The sequence below is a fragment of the Paenibacillus sp. NPDC058898 genome (assembly GCF_049316025.1).
Lineage (GTDB): Bacteria > Bacillota > Bacilli > Paenibacillales > Paenibacillaceae > Paenibacillus_AQ.
The window spans coordinates 163736-179046 of the sequence record NZ_JBMOSM010000001.1; the positions used below are offsets into that span (position 1 = coordinate 163736).

16 protein-coding genes are annotated in these 15311 nt (G+C 47.6%); 13 read left to right on the top strand and 3 right to left on the bottom strand.

Features of this window, described 5'->3' with window-relative positions; all coding sequences use genetic code 11:
• Positions 1–91: 91 nt before the first annotated feature.
• The 9 genes from ACOZB4_RS00635 (at position 92) to ACOZB4_RS00675 (ending at position 9532) form a co-directional block, all read left to right on the top strand.
• A complete protein-coding gene (locus ACOZB4_RS00635; protein WP_379409099.1) occupies positions 92–1816 on the top strand; it encodes an extracellular solute-binding protein in 1725 nt (574 codons plus the stop codon).
• Between the two features lie 82 nt (positions 1817–1898).
• Positions 1899–2789, top strand: a complete 891-nt coding sequence (locus ACOZB4_RS00640; protein WP_071221825.1) for an ABC transporter permease — start codon at positions 1899–1901, stop codon at positions 2787–2789.
• 20 nt (positions 2790–2809) lie between these two features.
• Positions 2810–3697, top strand: coding sequence for a carbohydrate ABC transporter permease (locus tag ACOZB4_RS00645; RefSeq protein ID WP_379409095.1), 888 nt, complete (start codon positions 2810–2812; stop codon positions 3695–3697).
• A gap of 28 nt (positions 3698–3725) precedes the next feature.
• Positions 3726–5012 (top strand): Gfo/Idh/MocA family protein, encoded by a 1287-nt coding sequence (locus tag ACOZB4_RS00650; protein ID WP_379409091.1) that lies wholly within the window; start codon positions 3726–3728, stop codon positions 5010–5012.
• A gap of 190 nt (positions 5013–5202) precedes the next feature.
• A complete protein-coding gene (locus ACOZB4_RS00655) occupies positions 5203–5745 on the top strand; it encodes a hypothetical protein (RefSeq protein ID WP_379409088.1) in 543 nt (180 codons plus the stop codon).
• A gap of 34 nt (positions 5746–5779) precedes the next feature.
• Positions 5780–6250 (top strand): hypothetical protein, encoded by a 471-nt coding sequence (locus tag ACOZB4_RS00660; protein WP_379409086.1) that lies wholly within the window; start codon positions 5780–5782, stop codon positions 6248–6250.
• Between the two features lie 204 nt (positions 6251–6454).
• The gene (locus ACOZB4_RS00665; RefSeq protein WP_379409084.1) at positions 6455–7612 is read left to right on the top strand and encodes a type III polyketide synthase; all 1158 of its coding nucleotides are present in this window, start codon (positions 6455–6457) and stop codon (positions 7610–7612) included.
• Complete coding sequence (locus ACOZB4_RS00670; protein ID WP_379409081.1) at positions 7599–8321, top strand: methyltransferase domain-containing protein; 723 nt, start codon at positions 7599–7601, stop codon at positions 8319–8321. The genes ACOZB4_RS00665 and ACOZB4_RS00670 overlap by 14 nt, the downstream gene beginning before the upstream one ends.
• A 59-nt stretch (positions 8322–8380) precedes the next feature.
• Positions 8381–9532, top strand: a complete 1152-nt coding sequence (locus ACOZB4_RS00675) for an NAD(P)/FAD-dependent oxidoreductase (RefSeq protein WP_379409078.1) — start codon at positions 8381–8383, stop codon at positions 9530–9532.
• A gap of 155 nt (positions 9533–9687) precedes the next feature.
• On the opposite strand, the gene ACOZB4_RS00680 is transcribed toward ACOZB4_RS00675, so the two are convergent.
• Together ACOZB4_RS00680 and mscL are read right to left on the bottom strand one after the other, a co-directional pair.
• Positions 9688–10149 (bottom strand): OsmC family protein, encoded by a 462-nt coding sequence (locus ACOZB4_RS00680; protein ID WP_379409075.1) that lies wholly within the window; start codon positions 10147–10149, stop codon positions 9688–9690.
• A gap of 244 nt (positions 10150–10393) precedes the next feature.
• A complete protein-coding gene (mscL, locus tag ACOZB4_RS00685) occupies positions 10394–10789 on the bottom strand; it encodes a large conductance mechanosensitive channel protein MscL (protein WP_098744118.1) in 396 nt (131 codons plus the stop codon).
• A 225-nt stretch (positions 10790–11014) separates the two neighbouring features.
• Here mscL and ACOZB4_RS00690 point away from each other — a divergent pair, with 225 nt between their 5' ends.
• Together ACOZB4_RS00690 and ACOZB4_RS00695 are read left to right on the top strand one after the other, a co-directional pair.
• Positions 11015–11155, top strand: coding sequence for a hypothetical protein (locus ACOZB4_RS00690; RefSeq protein ID WP_179090642.1), 141 nt, complete (start codon positions 11015–11017; stop codon positions 11153–11155).
• Positions 11156–11269: 114 nt separating this feature from the next.
• Entirely contained in the window at positions 11270–12766 is a 1497-nt protein-coding gene (locus ACOZB4_RS00695; protein WP_379409066.1) for an Lsa family ABC-F type ribosomal protection protein, read from the top strand.
• A 179-nt stretch (positions 12767–12945) separates the two neighbouring features.
• Here ACOZB4_RS00695 and ACOZB4_RS00700 read toward each other — a convergent pair whose 3' ends face one another.
• A complete protein-coding gene (locus ACOZB4_RS00700) occupies positions 12946–13155 on the bottom strand; it encodes a DUF1796 family putative cysteine peptidase (RefSeq protein WP_379409062.1) in 210 nt (69 codons plus the stop codon).
• Between the two features lie 165 nt (positions 13156–13320).
• On the opposite strand from ACOZB4_RS00700, the gene ACOZB4_RS00705 reads away from it, so the two are divergent.
• Positions 13321–13695, top strand: a complete 375-nt coding sequence (locus ACOZB4_RS00705; RefSeq protein WP_379409059.1) for a VOC family protein — start codon at positions 13321–13323, stop codon at positions 13693–13695.
• A gap of 158 nt (positions 13696–13853) precedes the next feature.
• A complete protein-coding gene (locus ACOZB4_RS00710; RefSeq protein ID WP_379409057.1) occupies positions 13854–14981 on the top strand; it encodes an NAD(P)/FAD-dependent oxidoreductase in 1128 nt (375 codons plus the stop codon).
• The last annotated feature ends 330 nt before the right edge of the window (positions 14982–15311 follow it).

Sequence of the window (15311 nt, forward strand, 5' to 3'; positions counted from 1 at the left end):
CTTAAAATTGATAGCGCTTTCGGGCGGAATCTATAATGAGACGTAAGCAGCACAGATATGAAGATTACGCCAGATAAAGGGGGACGCAATCATGAGATGGATCAAGCTAGCGAAGATGATGTTGATTAGCACGATGACGCTTTCGGTAATGGCTGCATGCTCGAATCAGGTAAAAGAATCTGAAGGGACGCCGGCCAAATCCTCTACCGAGGATGCAAAAACCAATACCGCACCACCCGAACCTCTCGGCAAATATCCTGAAACGGTGACGGTCACGCAAGTGCTCGGCTACAATCCGCCGGAGGACCCGCGGACGCCTCAAGGGATTACACCTGAACAGAATGCTTACTTTAAAGATCTCAAAGACATGCTGAACATTGAGGTTCAGTACAAATGGACGGTGCCTTCGAGCCAGTTCGAACAGAAGTTTTCGTTAGCCATGGCTTCGGCGGATCTGCCGGATATTATGGAACTGGACCAGAAGAACTTCGAGAAGTTGAAGAAACAGGGGATGCTAGCCGATCTTACCCAGGCTTACAACGACTATGCTTCACCGGCACTGAAAAAATACATGGAGTCTGACGGAGGCTTTGCGATGAAGACGTTTACGTCGGAAGGAAAACTGCTCGCGATTCCCGGATTTGAGGATCCTTTCCTGTCTACCCAGCTGCTCTGGATCCGCAAAGACTGGCTCGACAACCTGAATTTGCAGCCGCCGCAAACCATGGATGAGCTGGAACAGGTTGCAAGGGCCTTCGTGCAGCAGGATCCGGACCAAAACGGTAAAAATGACACATACGGTATCGCGATGCAGAAGAATCTGTTCTTCTGGGGATTTGACCTTAGAGGTTTCTTCAATGGATTTGGCGCATATCCGTCCATCGGGGACAACCAGTCGGCCTGGATTAAGGATGACAGCGGCAAGCTTGTACCTGGACTCATTCAGCCGGAAGTAAAGACCGCGCTGGGCAAGCTGCAGTCCTGGTACAAGGAGGGGATTCTGGATAAGGAATTTGCCTTGAAGGACGAGAACAAGTCCGTTGAAGATATTACCGCGGGCAAGGTCGGCATTTCCTACGGCGAATGGTGGTATCCGAACTGGCCATTGAATCTCAATGTCGATAAAGATCCAAAGGCAGAATGGATTGCCCTTCAAATTCCTGGGCTGGATGGACCCGGGAAATCCATGGTACCTAAGATTCGCAGTAACAAACTCGTGGTCGTGAATAAAAAAATGAAGAATCCGGAAGCCGCGATTAAGATGATCAACTTCTACATCGAGGTGGGCAACAAAAAGTACATGGATCAGAATAAAGCGGAAAAAGGATATGTATACAATTGGTTCAACCCACGGATTTATAATCCGGCCCAAATTGACACGATCTATACGGAAGTTAACAAGGCGCTTGACGCGAACCAACCGGAAATTACGCTGGATGACGAGAACTACAAAAATGTGGCGGATGTCTTCAAAGCAACGAAGGATTACCTTGCAGGCAATACCGCAGATGCCTCGAAAGGCGTAAATTGGGGCCAATATTTCAGCCGGGCTGCAAAAGACGGCGGCTGGGGAACGACGCGGCAAATCAAAGAGAGTCAGGCTTATGTGAATAATGAATACTATGGCCTTCCCACGGCAACTCAAGTGGAGAAGGGATCCCAGCTCGATAAACTGATGCAGGAAACCTTCACTAAGATCGTCATGGGGGCTTCGCTGGATGAATTCGATAAATTCGTTCAGAGCTGGAAGTCGCTTGGCGGCGATCAGATTACGCAAGAGGTCAACGATTGGTACGGCCAGCAGAGTGCCAAATAATCTTTGAATGATAGAACGGGAGGATGAGCCTTGATGAAGTCGGCAGAATCCTCCCGTTTTAAATGGACGGGGAGGTTCATCTGTGAGAACGCTAAAAAAAGAATATCTGCTGCATTTGATGTTGCTGCCTGGTGTTATCGTCACGTTGATTTATGCTTATGGGCCTATGGCCGGCCTAGTGATGGCTTTTCAACAGTTTGAGCCGCTGGCCGGGTTCTTCCACTCGGATTTCGTTGGCTTTGATAATTTTCGGTATGTATTTGAACTGCCTGATTTCAAGCAAGTACTGTGGAACACCATTGTCATTTCCGTATTTAAAATGATTTTGTTTTTACTTGTGCCTCTAATTCTGGCACTGCTACTCAACGAAGTCACCCGAAGATGGTTCTCGCGTTTTATCCAATCCGCTATCTTCCTGCCATTCTTTCTGTCCTGGACGGTGCTTGGCGGTGTCATCATCGAATTATTCTCTTTGAATGGTCCGGTGAACGGCTTGCTGGGCGCACTGGATATGGAACCGATCATGTTTATGCTGGATAACCACTGGTTCCGTGGGATCATCATCGGTTCAGATGTATGGAAAGGGATGGGCTATAACATGATTGTTATGCTCGCAGCCATAACAGGAATCCATGCAACGCTGTATGAAGCTGCAGAAGTAGACGGAGCGGGAAGATGGAAACAGATGATTCACATTACGCTCCCGGGCATGGCACCGATTCTCATCCTGCTGGGTGTATTAAGTCTTGGCGGCATTCTCAATGCCGGTTTCGAACAGATTCTGATTATGTACAACCCGACGGTTTATGAGGGGGCGGATATTATCGATACCTTCGTCTATAGGCTCGGAATGTTCAGTCAGCAATTCGGACCTGCCGCCGCGGTTGGCTTCTTTAAATCCGTCATCTCTCTGGCTCTCGTGGCTGTGACATACTATGCGGCTTATAAATATAACAATTATCGGATCTTTTAGGCTGGAGTGGAGGTAGGAAAATGCACAAACCAACGATCAGCAGAAGGCTGTTTGTAATCATGAATACGCTGGTTCTAACCGCAATCACCTTGCTCGGTATCATTCCGTTTATTCATTTGCTCTCGATTTCGTTAAGTTCGAATACAGCGGCGATGGCGGGGGAAGTGAGACTCTGGCCTGTAGGCTTTAACCTGGATGCTTACCGATACTTGGGCGAAAAGGTCGAGTTTTTTCGATCGTTCCGGGTTTCGCTAACGCGGGTCGTGCTAGGGACGGCAGTGAATATGTTTTTGGTATTTATCACCGCGTATCCCTTATCGAAATCAAATCATCAATTTAAGTTCCGAACACCGTATGTGTGGTTTTTTGCCATTACGATGTTTTTCGGCGGGGGCTTGATTCCCACTTACATGATCGTGAAGAATACCGGCTTGATTGACTCCGTATGGGCTCTGATTCTGCCTGGGGCACTCAATGTATGGAACATGGTCCTGATGTTGAACTTCTTCAGAACGATTCCGAAGGAGCTGGAGGAGGCGGCAACGATTGACGGCGCCGGACACTGGCGAATATTATGGCGTATCTACCTGCCGGTTTCGCTGCCGTCCATTGCAACGATCGGCCTGTTTACCATCGTGGGACACTGGAATGCTTGGTTCGACGGCATTCTATACTTGAATTCGCCGGATAAATATCCGCTGCAAACCTATTTGTCTACACTCATCATGTCAATCAACTCCCAAATGACTTCGATATCGATCGAGCAGATCAAGGCGATGGAGAATTTGAGTGAGAAAACGCTCCGGACTGCCCAAATATTCATGGGCGCGCTGCCGATCATGGTCGTGTATCCGTTCCTGCAGAAGTACTTTGTCAAAGGGATGACGGTCGGAAGCGTCAAAGAATAAGTGCTTACAAAAAAAGGAGAAGAGTTGGATGAATAAGGTTAAGGTTGCCCTTATCGGAGCAGGACTGCGAGGCATCAATTATATGGAATATGCCCTGATGCACCCTCATGAGCTTGAGGTGGTTGCCGTCACGGAACCGAATCAGCAGCGGAGGGAACAGTTTAAAGCTAGGCATGGCCTTGAAGATGCATCGTGCTTCGAGCATTGGAATGATTTCTTTGCAGGGCCCAAACTCGCGGACGCGGTACTGATATGCACCCAGGATAAGCAGCACTTTGAGCCGACGATGCGGGCGCTTGAAGCCGGTTACCATGTGCTGCTGGAGAAGCCGATGTCACCGGATCCCGAAGAGTGCATCAAGATGGGTGAGATGGCTTCGCAGGCCGGACTGGTGTTTTCGATCTGTCACGTGCTGCGGTATACGCCGTTTTTCACAACTTTAAAGGAACTGCTGGAGCGTGAGACCATTGGCCAATTGATGTCGATCCAGCATAACGAGAACGTGGGCTATTGGCATCAGGCGCACAGTTTTGTGCGGGGGAATTGGCGTCGTAAGGAAGATTCCAGTCCGATGATTCTCGCCAAGTCCTGTCATGATCTCGATATTTTGCTCTGGCTTGCCGATTCCGATTGCCTTCGGGTATCCTCTTTCGGCTCGCTGAGCCATTTTACGGCTGAACAAGCACCGGAAGGCGCACCTAAACGCTGTTTGGACGGATGCCCGGTCTCGGATCAGTGCCTCTATTATGCGCCTGATCTATATTTGACAGAGGATATGAATTGGCCAACGTCGGCGATCAGTGATGATATGAGTTATGAAGCCCGTTATAAGGCATTGCTGGAGGGGCCATATGGCCGCTGCGTATATCATTGCGATAATGATGTTGTGGACCATCAGGTCGTCAATTTGGAATTTGCCAATAACGTAACGGTTGCGTTTACGATGAGTGCGTTTACGCGAGATGTCAGCCGCACGATCAAGCTGATGGGAACCCGCGGGGAAATCCGCGGAGCCATGGAGAAGAATGAAATTGAGATCATTCACTTTGGCAGCGGCAAGATCGAGCGAATATCTTTTGCAGATAGGGGCGGGCATGTCGGGCACGGAGGCGGTGATATGGGCCTGATCAAGGATTTTCTGAGGCTGGTGCAGACAGGAGGAAACCATCAAGGACTTACTTCGGCTAGTCGTTCCGTTCAAAGTCATCTCATGGCGTTTGCCGCTGAGCAGTCGAGAGTGGATGGAAAGGTCATCTCGATAAAGGAATTTGAGCAGCAGTTCAGCGCGCAAGTAAAAACGATGCCCGGAAAATAATGTGTAGATCGCAAGCCTGATTGCTGTTGCAATCGGGCTTGTTTTGTATTCTAAGGCACAACACCAAGTGGCTGTCTATGGTAAAATAAACCTAGCGCTTGATAATGGAACAAATAGATCGGCAGGAATTTGAATCATGAAGGAGCACTCCGTAAAGGACACAACGCGAGCCGCTTCCGAAATGTAGGAGTTGACGATTATAAAATATCTAAAAGATGTTCAGGAGCCGGGGATGGGAACCTGGTACTTTGAAATTGATAACAATGGCACGGCTTATAGGCAGATCGTGGTTAATGAGAACGGCAGCTGCATTACATCCAATCGGAAGCACGATTCCTCTCATTTCATGCTTGCGGAGCACCCTCTTAATCCAGAGGAACCTTATTATACCGAAATCAGTCAAGCGGAATTCGAGGAGCTTTGGATGGAACAACTGGAGGCTGATATGGAGGTATGGCATCGGACTCAACTTTTATTTCCAGTCGGCGCTAAAGTGGAAGGATTCATCGAGGCCTTTTTTCCGCAAGGCACATTAATTAACTTGTTGGAACCGGGGGCCGTAGGCTTGACGGACACGACCGCTCTGAAATTGCGGGCCCCTGCTGAATGGATGTACCCTCGTTATCGGGTCATTGCCGAGGTATCCGGTTACGATGAAGTAAACCAATGGGTCCTTCTTGCCGATGCAGAAATTCCGGGAAGTCAGTTTAATGAAGGTGAACTTGGCGAGTAGGAAGGAGTATAGGATGATCGAAAGGAGTGTTTGAATGATGTGCAGCAGCAGTTGGACTGCAGGTGAGCTTGTTGTTAATGGAGAACGGGCCATCCACCCCGGTTTAACCGAAGATTCATTATGTGCATCCAAACTTTATACCCTGTATTTTCACTCTGCCCGCTCCATGGGGAATGGCTATGAGTGGTTTTATTTTAACGAGGTTCCGTTGATGGATGAATCGGTATTTGTGTCCATATGCTTTCATGCAGGTAAGCTATATGCGGTAGAATTGTCCGTTCAGGGGGAGCAATTTCCGACTTCGTGGGATAACTGGACCGTGGAAGGCGAGCGGAGAAGGTACGAGAAGCATAGGAACATGCTTGAGAGGGCTTTATGTTTAATGCCTAACTATGAGCAGGAACGTCCTTATCCATATGTGGAATACCAGATGGAATGGGGGAATATCACATCCTCTCAGGATCCGCGTTCAGGATCAACGGCCATCGCGTTTTCTTTTACGTGATGTGATAATAATAGTTAGCCCAGGAAACCACGTTCATCGTGGTTTTTTTGCGACTACGGACATGCGGATTAAGTCTTCGGTGTGAATTGGATATAATTTGCTAAGTTTGGGTTATCCTAATCTCAAAAGTAAGTCTTAGGACGAATTCAAAATACCCAGGAAAGGGTAATCATGTATAATTCCAAGACGATACAGGAGGTTAGCATGAAACATACAAACGGTATGTCCGATGTTGCGATTCTCGGGATGGGGACGGCATTGCCGGCACATTCGATGGCACAGTCGGATATCGCGGCATTAATTGCCTCTACGCTGCAGGATAAACCTGATCTGGCCCGTTTTGCTCGAAGAGTATTTAGATCCTGCGGTGTCGAAACTCGTTATACCTGCGAACCCAATTACGTTGGTCCATTGGAAGAGTGCCGCTATTTGCCTTCTCATGACGAGTCAGAGATCCCTACAACCAAGGAACGAATGGATACATACAAACGAGAGGGCCTCCCGCTTGGCATAGAAGCAGCCGAGCAGGCCTTGAAGGATGCAGGTATGTCGCCGGATCGAATCACGCATCTCATTACGGTCAGCTGCACAGGTCAATACCAGCCCGGTATGGATGTACTGTTGATCCGTCATTTGGGGCTTTCTCGACGGGTTAATCGCCTGCCATTGATATTCCAGGGATGTGCTGCCGGCCTTAAAGCGATTCAAATGGCGCGGGATGTTGTCATAGGGGCGCCGGGGTCGCAAGTATTGATTGTGTGCGTGGAGCTTTGCACTCTTCATTTTCAACCGGTCAAGGAGAGGGAGGCACTGTTTGCAGCCTCGTTTTTCGGTGATGGAGCCTCATCTTGTGTCATCGGTCATCCGGCAACGGATCATCGGCATTATTTGGAGCTTGGCTCGGGTTATTCGGTCCTGCTGCCGGATTCCACGGAGGATATGACATGGGAGGTAGGCAACACAGGCTTTGATCTTTTTTTATCACCGCGTATTCCCAAGCTTCTCGGTATTCACCTGGAGGAAGAACTGCGTGTTCTGCTGAAGGGCGATAAGCTGCCGGAATTGTGGGCCATCCATCCTGGCGGACGGGGCATCGTGGATTCGGTGCAGGAAGTTATGGGCCTGACCGATGAACAAACCAAATACAGCCGGGACATCTTAAGAACGGCAGGGAATCTCTCCTCCGTGACCATTTTGTTTGTGCTGAGTGCGATGCGCAAGAAGATGCAAGAGATGAATAAAGCTTCCACGGAAGGGGTCGCCATGGCCTTCGGGCCGGGCCTGACAGCGGAGCTTATGCGCTTTACCTATGTGAAGGCTCATGCGTCATCGGTTAAGGAGCAGGACCATGTCCTTCTTTAGAACCCTGTCCATCCGGGCGGAGGAAGATGAGCTTATGGATGACTTCTCCATGGGAGGAGAAGAGCTGAGCGAAGCGCTAAAGCATTTAAGGCGGCTGAATCGAATCTTTGCTGCACCGGGACCTACCCTGGACGGCGTGGAGAAGCTTTGGAAATCGATGGGCAGCCCGAGGACCCTTAGCATCATGGACGTAGGGGCCGGTTCAGGCGATGTAAACCAGAAGCTGCTGCAATGGTCGAATCAAAGAGGCATCCAGCTGAATATTACCTTGGTCGATATGACGGAAGAAGCATGCGATGAGGCTAGACGACTGTTTCGAAACGAGCCGAGGGTTCAAGTTCGACGTGCCGATGTTAAAGAGTTACCCGATGCATCGGCAGATATTGTGACTGGTTCCCAGTTCATCCATCATTTCCAGGGCGAGCAGCTGGTGGACATGGTGACGCATATGCTGCGGACCTCTATTTACGGGGTCGTGATCAATGATATTCATCGGCATCCGGTACCCTACACGGCAGTCTGGCTTACGACGCGCATCATTTCCCGCAATCGTTATATTCGCCATGATGGTCCGTTATCGGTTGCTAAGGGATTTAAAGGGAGAGATTGGAGAGAGCTGAAAAAGCAGCTCAATCACGACACCATGACCTATGAATGGAAGCCGCTGTTCCGCTATTCCGTTGTTATCCCGAACCATCGGGCTCCTTAGTCCTCTACTTGTTAACAAGCCAATGTTCTTCAGGCAAGCTATAAGGCAGGTGGTCATATATGTCAAAGCAAGCGGATGTTATTGTTATCGGAGCGGGTGTTGCCGGTACCAGCTGTGCACTACAGCTTGCAAAGCAAGGGTATCGTACGATATTGCTGGATCGGCAATCATTTCCACGCCACAAAACCTGCGGTGAATTCATGTCTCCGGAGACCAAAGAGATGCTGGATTATTTGGGGGTCCATCTATTGGGCGAAGAGATTGAGCCTAGTTCCATGGATCATGCCAAAATTGTGATGTCACACGGCGGTGAAATTACCGCTCCGTTACCGGGACAGGCCACAGGCATCAGCCGCTATGAGCTGGATCGCCTCCTACATGAGAATGCACTGGCCGCGGGAGCGGAAGTTGTCACGGGAACAACCGTGACCGATATTCAGAAGCTCGGTGATCATCGGTATGAAGTCGATGTAAGGCAAGGGAAAGAGCGCGTTCGATATGAGGCAAGGGCCGTCATTGGTGCATACGGTACGAAAAGGCCGCGCGGCGTTTCCCCTGCCGAGGAGTATCGGGATGATACCGTATATGTTGGTGTGAAATCGCATTTTAGCGGCATTACGATACCTTCCCGGGTTGAGCTGTATTTTTGCGAAGGGGGTTATGTCGGAATCTCGCCGATTGAAAATGGGACGGTTAATGTGGCTGCGTTGCTGACCTTGAATTCAGTGCAGGGCAGCGGCAAATCGGTGCCTGAAATTCTCCGAGCCGCTTCACGCACAAACAAAAGGTTGGCCGAACGGATGGCTGAAGGGGAGCCTGTTTCGGGAACGCAGGTATCGATTGCCCCTCTTCGTTTATCCCATACACCGCATCCATGGTCGGAATATCCTCACATCGGCGATGCCATGCTGATGCTCCCACCGCTGTGCGGGGACGGGATGTCGGTTGCTCTTCGGTCCTCGCTGATATGCGCTCGTTGGACCGACTCCTATTTAAAGGGAGAAATAAACTTCGAACATTGGCGAAATCAGTATACACTCGAAGCCAATCGTACGTTTACGGAGCTTCTCAGAAGAGCAAGGAGAATTCAGAACATGGCTTTCGCCAAAACCAATCGCTTCTATCCAGGTATCGCCCGGATGATTCCAGGATTGGCTTCCTATATCGTAAAAGCTACCCGGTTATCCGCATCGGGTATAGGTTCTAGATAAAAGCCGCAGGATTGCGGCTTTTTTGTATTGTTATTTTACTATCCACGGACAATACGTCGCTTAATGATATCCGGATGAGTGCCTTTCATAACGATGAAAAATGAAGGGCTGCTAAGTTGCTTGGTGCAACGTGGCAGCCCTTATATGTAGATTAATTAAGAATGAGCCACTTCGTTATCAATGACGATGCGATTTAGCTTCACATTTACTGGCGCCGCTATCGTATCGCCCACAGGGCATTTACTCTCCAGAAATTCAACAAACTGCTCAACCTTCTCGGGGGACGAAGGGGTCTTGATGTAGAACGTGTACCGAATATCGGAGTATCCAGGGCGTACGTCAGAGCGATTAAAGAATCCATCCAGGTCAAGGTCGCCTTCTACATCAACTCTGAAATCTTCAAGGATCACATCGAATTTTGGAGCATAAACACGGGCCACTATCGATTGGCATGCCCCCAGGGAGGCCAGCAGAGCTTCAACGGGGTTCATTCCGGTATCCGTACCTCCAAGGCTTTTTGGCTCATCAATAACTAACTCGAACTGCCTTACATTAGTAACAACTTTTACCCCTTCTTGCAAATGGGCCGTTGCTTTGAACGTTTGAACACTTGGCATATAGCACATCTCCCTTTTTCTGGACAGCCCATACGGCGTGGGTGCTCTGTCTCTATATTATAAACTATACTATTTTACTAGGTTTAGTGTGAATTATAATTCTATTTAGCATGATCTGTCAATAGAACATAAATAGAACGATATGACGGGCGTTTGTTATTCCCATGCAAGGACCAGGAGGAAGGCAAAAAAAGAGAGCGTGTTCTCGTTGCGAAAACACGCTCTCTGGATCAGTTCCATATTATTATTCGGAAGCCTTATTTTGTTGTTTCAGCAAATCGCGAATTTCAGTCAACAACAGTTCTTCCTTCGATGGAGCCGGTGGTTCTTCAGCTTTAGTATCTTCTTTGCGTTTAAAGCGGTTAAGCGTACGGATGAACATGAAGATCGAGAAGGAGACGATAAGGAAATCTACGACCGTCTGCAGAAAAACTCCATACGTCAGCGTTGCATCTCCGATTGTCGCATCGAGTCCTGATAAATTGACTCCGCCAAGGAGCAAGCCAATTACCGGCATAATGATATCGCTCACCAAGGAGGATACGATTTTGCCGAAAGCAGCACCAATGATAACCCCAATGGCTAAATCGAGCACATTACCCTTAAGCGCAAAGGTTTTAAACTCTTTTAATAAATTCATAATAAGTCACCTGCTTTTCAACCAAAATGTAGGCGGCATTTCATCTACCACTCGAAATATCCTATCAGCAACTAGTGAAATGCGCAAGATCGTTAAGTTGTATCTTTTTTACGGAAACGTAGGCGAGCCGCCGCTTGCCCTATACAGGTTGACCAATAGGTGGCATTCATGTTAAGTTTATAATATTCGCACAATAACGGGATTGAATGAAGGAGGGATAAAGCGATGACTGAATTAGATGTTGTAGATGTTCATGTGAACCTGTCGATACTAGGAAGCATTAGACAAGGTTCACACCATAATCAATCAGATACCGGAACTTTATCCTTCTATACTTATATGCAGGCAAGTTTAGCGATAGCTTGATCGTCGCTTGTTTCTTTATGGTATAGTTGGCAAAGATAAGCGTAGAAAGCACCGGGTTCTGGTGTTTTTGCGCTTTTTTTCGTTCTGAAATTTTACCGTAGAGGAATGAAGAAAATGTCATTAATCCAAGTTTCAAACCTTTCGTTTGCTTATGAGAGCAGTTTTGATCCGATATTCGAACAAGTGAGCTTTCAAATCGATACCGATTGGAAATTAGGATTTACCGGAAGAAACGGCAGGGGGAAAACCACGTTTCTCAATCTGCTGCTAGGCAAGTATGAATACAGCGGGAATATCTCGGCCTCCGTGAGCTTCGAATATTTCCCTTACCATGTCGAGAACAAGGAGTATCTCACTCTGGACATCATCGAGGAGATCTATCCGGAGTATGTTCATTGGCAAATCGTGCGCGAACTTAACTTGTTAAAGGTTTCGGAGGATGTCCTGTACAGGCCTTTTGACTCATTATCAAGCGGAGAACAGACCAAAGTGATGCTGGCTGCGTTGTTTATCAAGGAAAATCGCTTCCTCTTGATTGACGAACCGACCAATCACCTGGATATGCATGCGAGAAAATTAGTCAGCGACTACCTCAGCAAGAAAAGCGGATTTATTCTGGTGTCGCACGATCGATCATTCTTGGATCATTGCGTAGACCACATCCTGTCCATCAATAAAACCAATATCGAGATCCAAAAAGGCAATTTTTCCGCATGGTGGGAAAATAAAAAGAGACAGGATCAATTTGAGCTTGCGAGTGACGAGAAGCTGAGGAAAGATATTAAACGTTTAACCGATTCTGCAAGAAGGACGGGGAATTGGTCGGATCAGGTGGAGAAATCGAAGAACGGTACCAGAAATTCAGGCTCCAAAGTAGATAAAGGCTATATTGGCCACAAGGCAGCTAAGATGATGAAGCGCTCCAAAAACCTAGAGCAGCGACAGCAGTCCGCCATAGAGGAAAAATCGAAGCTCCTTAAAAATATCGAGAGCTCCGAGAATTTGCAGATGTTCCAACTGGATTATCACAAAAAACAACTGGTCCAGCTGGAGGATGTCTCCATTTCATACGGCTCCAAGACGGTGTGTGAAAACTTGAGTTTTACGATTGAAAAAGGGGACCGAGTTGCCCTCTCGGGCAAAAACGGTTCTGGAAAATCCAGTATCCTTAAGCTGATATGCGGAGAAGAGATGCAATACACAGGCCAGTTCAACAGGGATAACCAGCTTAAGATATCCTATGTATCTCAGGACACGTCCTACCTGCAAGGCAGCTTGACGGATTATGCCATAAGCAGCGGGATTGATGAAAGCCTGTTTAAATCCATATTGCGAAAGCTCGATTTCTCGAGGCTTCAATTCGAAAAGGATATTTCGACTTATAGCGGGGGACAGAAGAAGAAGGTCCTGATCGCCAAAAGTCTTAGTGAGGAGGCACATTTGCATATTTGGGATGAACCGCTTAATTTTATCGATGTGATCTCTCGCATGCAGATCGAAGAGTTATTGCTCGAGTATGCACCGACGCTTCTGTTCGTGGAGCATGATCGTGCATTTTGCGAGAATGTGGCAACGAAGTTCGTTGAGCTTGATGGCCATCAAGAAACATAAGAAACAATAAGATCGTTATCCCAAAGAAGGAATGGGAGTATCAATTAGCTAGAATATGTTCCTTAATAGGAAATTACAAAAAAAGCTGTCCGCTAATTAGTTAGCGGCAGCTTTTTTACATTTCGTTGTGATATCAACTAAGACGTTCATCCAGTAAACCTAACCCTTCCAGTAGCCGGTCAAAACGGCGTGGCGATTCCATCCTCCAAAAGAGCTGAAGTGCCTTCAACCTTTCGCATATGCCGCAGTTCCATAAATCCGCTGAAGCGGTTGCTCAATAATCGGGTTACATCCGAAATCGAGCTCGATATCATCCAATCAAGCGGAAAAGAAAAGCGTCTCAGCTGACGCTCCCGCAAATTGATCGATGGCCCGCACCAACTGCCCAAGCTAATGATAAGTGGCGTATAGTAAAAAAATAAACCGTAATTTAATATAAATTAGCAATTGATAAGAAATATAAGTGCATCTGGCATGTTAAGATCTGAAGAGAAAAGACAATCATAGAAACAAGCTGGTTTTAACAGTCAATTAGGCGAGGAGTGTAACAATCGATGATTAGTAAAGTTGGTCAAATTATGGTGTATGTGAATAATCAGGATCAAGCCGTGAAGTTTTGGACTGAATTGGTAGGATTTCAAGTCATAGCTGAAGAGAATAACGGTGAAATGAGATGGATTGAAATTGCTCCAACGAAGGAAGCCGAAACGAGCATCATTCTGCATGACAAGGAGCTCGTAGCCAAAATGTCGCCTGGAATGAATTTGGGCACACCTTCTGTAATGTTTTTCACGGAAAATTTCGATGCGTTGCACAGCCATTTAACCAGCCATAATATCACCGTCGGCGAAGTGGTGAATTTGCCTTCCGGCAGAGTTTTCAACTTTGCGGATTATGAAGAAAACTATTTTGCTGTCATGGAAAAATAATAACCGATCAGATCAACCATAGATCGGATAGATGTGAAGTCGCCTATTTGGCGGCTTTTTTGTGTATTCTTTGGTATAACGCTTAGATGGTGGGCGTTATACTTTTTTCCTGCATTCGCTATAATGGATACAGTGATTGAAGGAAAGGGATGTCATGCATGAAGAAAGTGATCGTCATTGGATCGGGAATACTGGGGGCATCGACTGCTTATCAGTTAGCAAAAATGGGAGCGGAAGTTCTTATTATAGACCGCAAAGATAAAGGACAGGCTACGGATGCCGCGGCAGGCATTATCTGCCCCTGGCTATCGCAAAGGCGGAATCAAGCGTGGTACCAATTAGCCAAGGCGGGCGCGCGTTTTTATCCTAAGTTAGTGAAAGAACTCATCAGCGAAGGCGAGACAGAAACAGGCTACGCCCAAGTCGGCGCTCTTAGCATTCATGAGGATTTGGATAAAATCCGCAAGATGGAGGAACGGGCTCATATTCGAAAAACAGATGCTCCGGAAATCGGTGAGATTACCCGGCTGAATGAGGAAGAAACCCATGAGCATTTTCCTTTGCTCGGTAAAGGCTATCATTCCGTTCATATTAGCGGTGCCGCACGTATTGACGGTCGTGCTCTGCGCGATGCGCTGATCCGGTCTGCGCAGAGGAACGGGGCCCAGCTTATAAACGGGGATGCCGCATTGGTATATCAAACAAATCGTGTAACCGGAGCAGCTGTCGGAGCTGATAGCTTCGAGGCTGATGAAGTCATTGTTTGTGCCGGTGCATGGGCTAATCAACTGCTTCAGCCATTAGGCATTCATTTTCAGGTTCGTTTTCAAAAAGCGCAAATCATGCATGTGCAGGCGGCTGACCAGCAAGATACAGGTGCCTGGCCGGTCGTCATGCCGCCTTCGGATCAATATTTGCTCTCTTTTGATAACCAGAAGATTGTGATCGGAGCGACTCACGAAAATGAAGTCAAGGGCTACGATACGAGAGTAACACCCGGCGGTATGCAGGAAATCCTGAATAAAGGATTGGCCTTAGCGCCTGGTTTGGCTGACAGCACATTTGAGGAAGTACGAGTCGGGTTTCGTCCGTTCACACCCGGATTTCTCCCGGTTATAGGTGCTGTCCCTGGCTGGGAAGGCCTTATTACGGCAAACGGGCTGGGCGCGTCGGGACTAACGATGGGGCCATTTATCGGAAGCCAACTTGCAAAGATGGCGCTTGGAATGCCGCTGGATATCGACATTTATCAATATGATGTTTGTACAGCGATCGAAGAGAGTTGAGGCAAGGCGGTTAATCTGATCGGAGCACGCATTTCGCGGGGTGTATCTCCTGTTAAGTGGATCATGTGAACATATGTGGACGGAGTGAAAAGCCCAATTGAATATTGGATATATTGAAAGCCGCGAAATTCGCGGCTTTTTCTCAATACATTGCTTTTGTCGGAGGGTGATATTTTATTTGGTTTTATAGTCCTAAAGGACCTACGGCTGATATGCTGGAGATACATATCGTGATAGGGTATAGGCTAGGATAAGACAGCCATGTTAAGTAGAAACTAACGATACAGCCGTCAATCCTCCTTTTTTATGTTGAAATGACCGTATTACGAT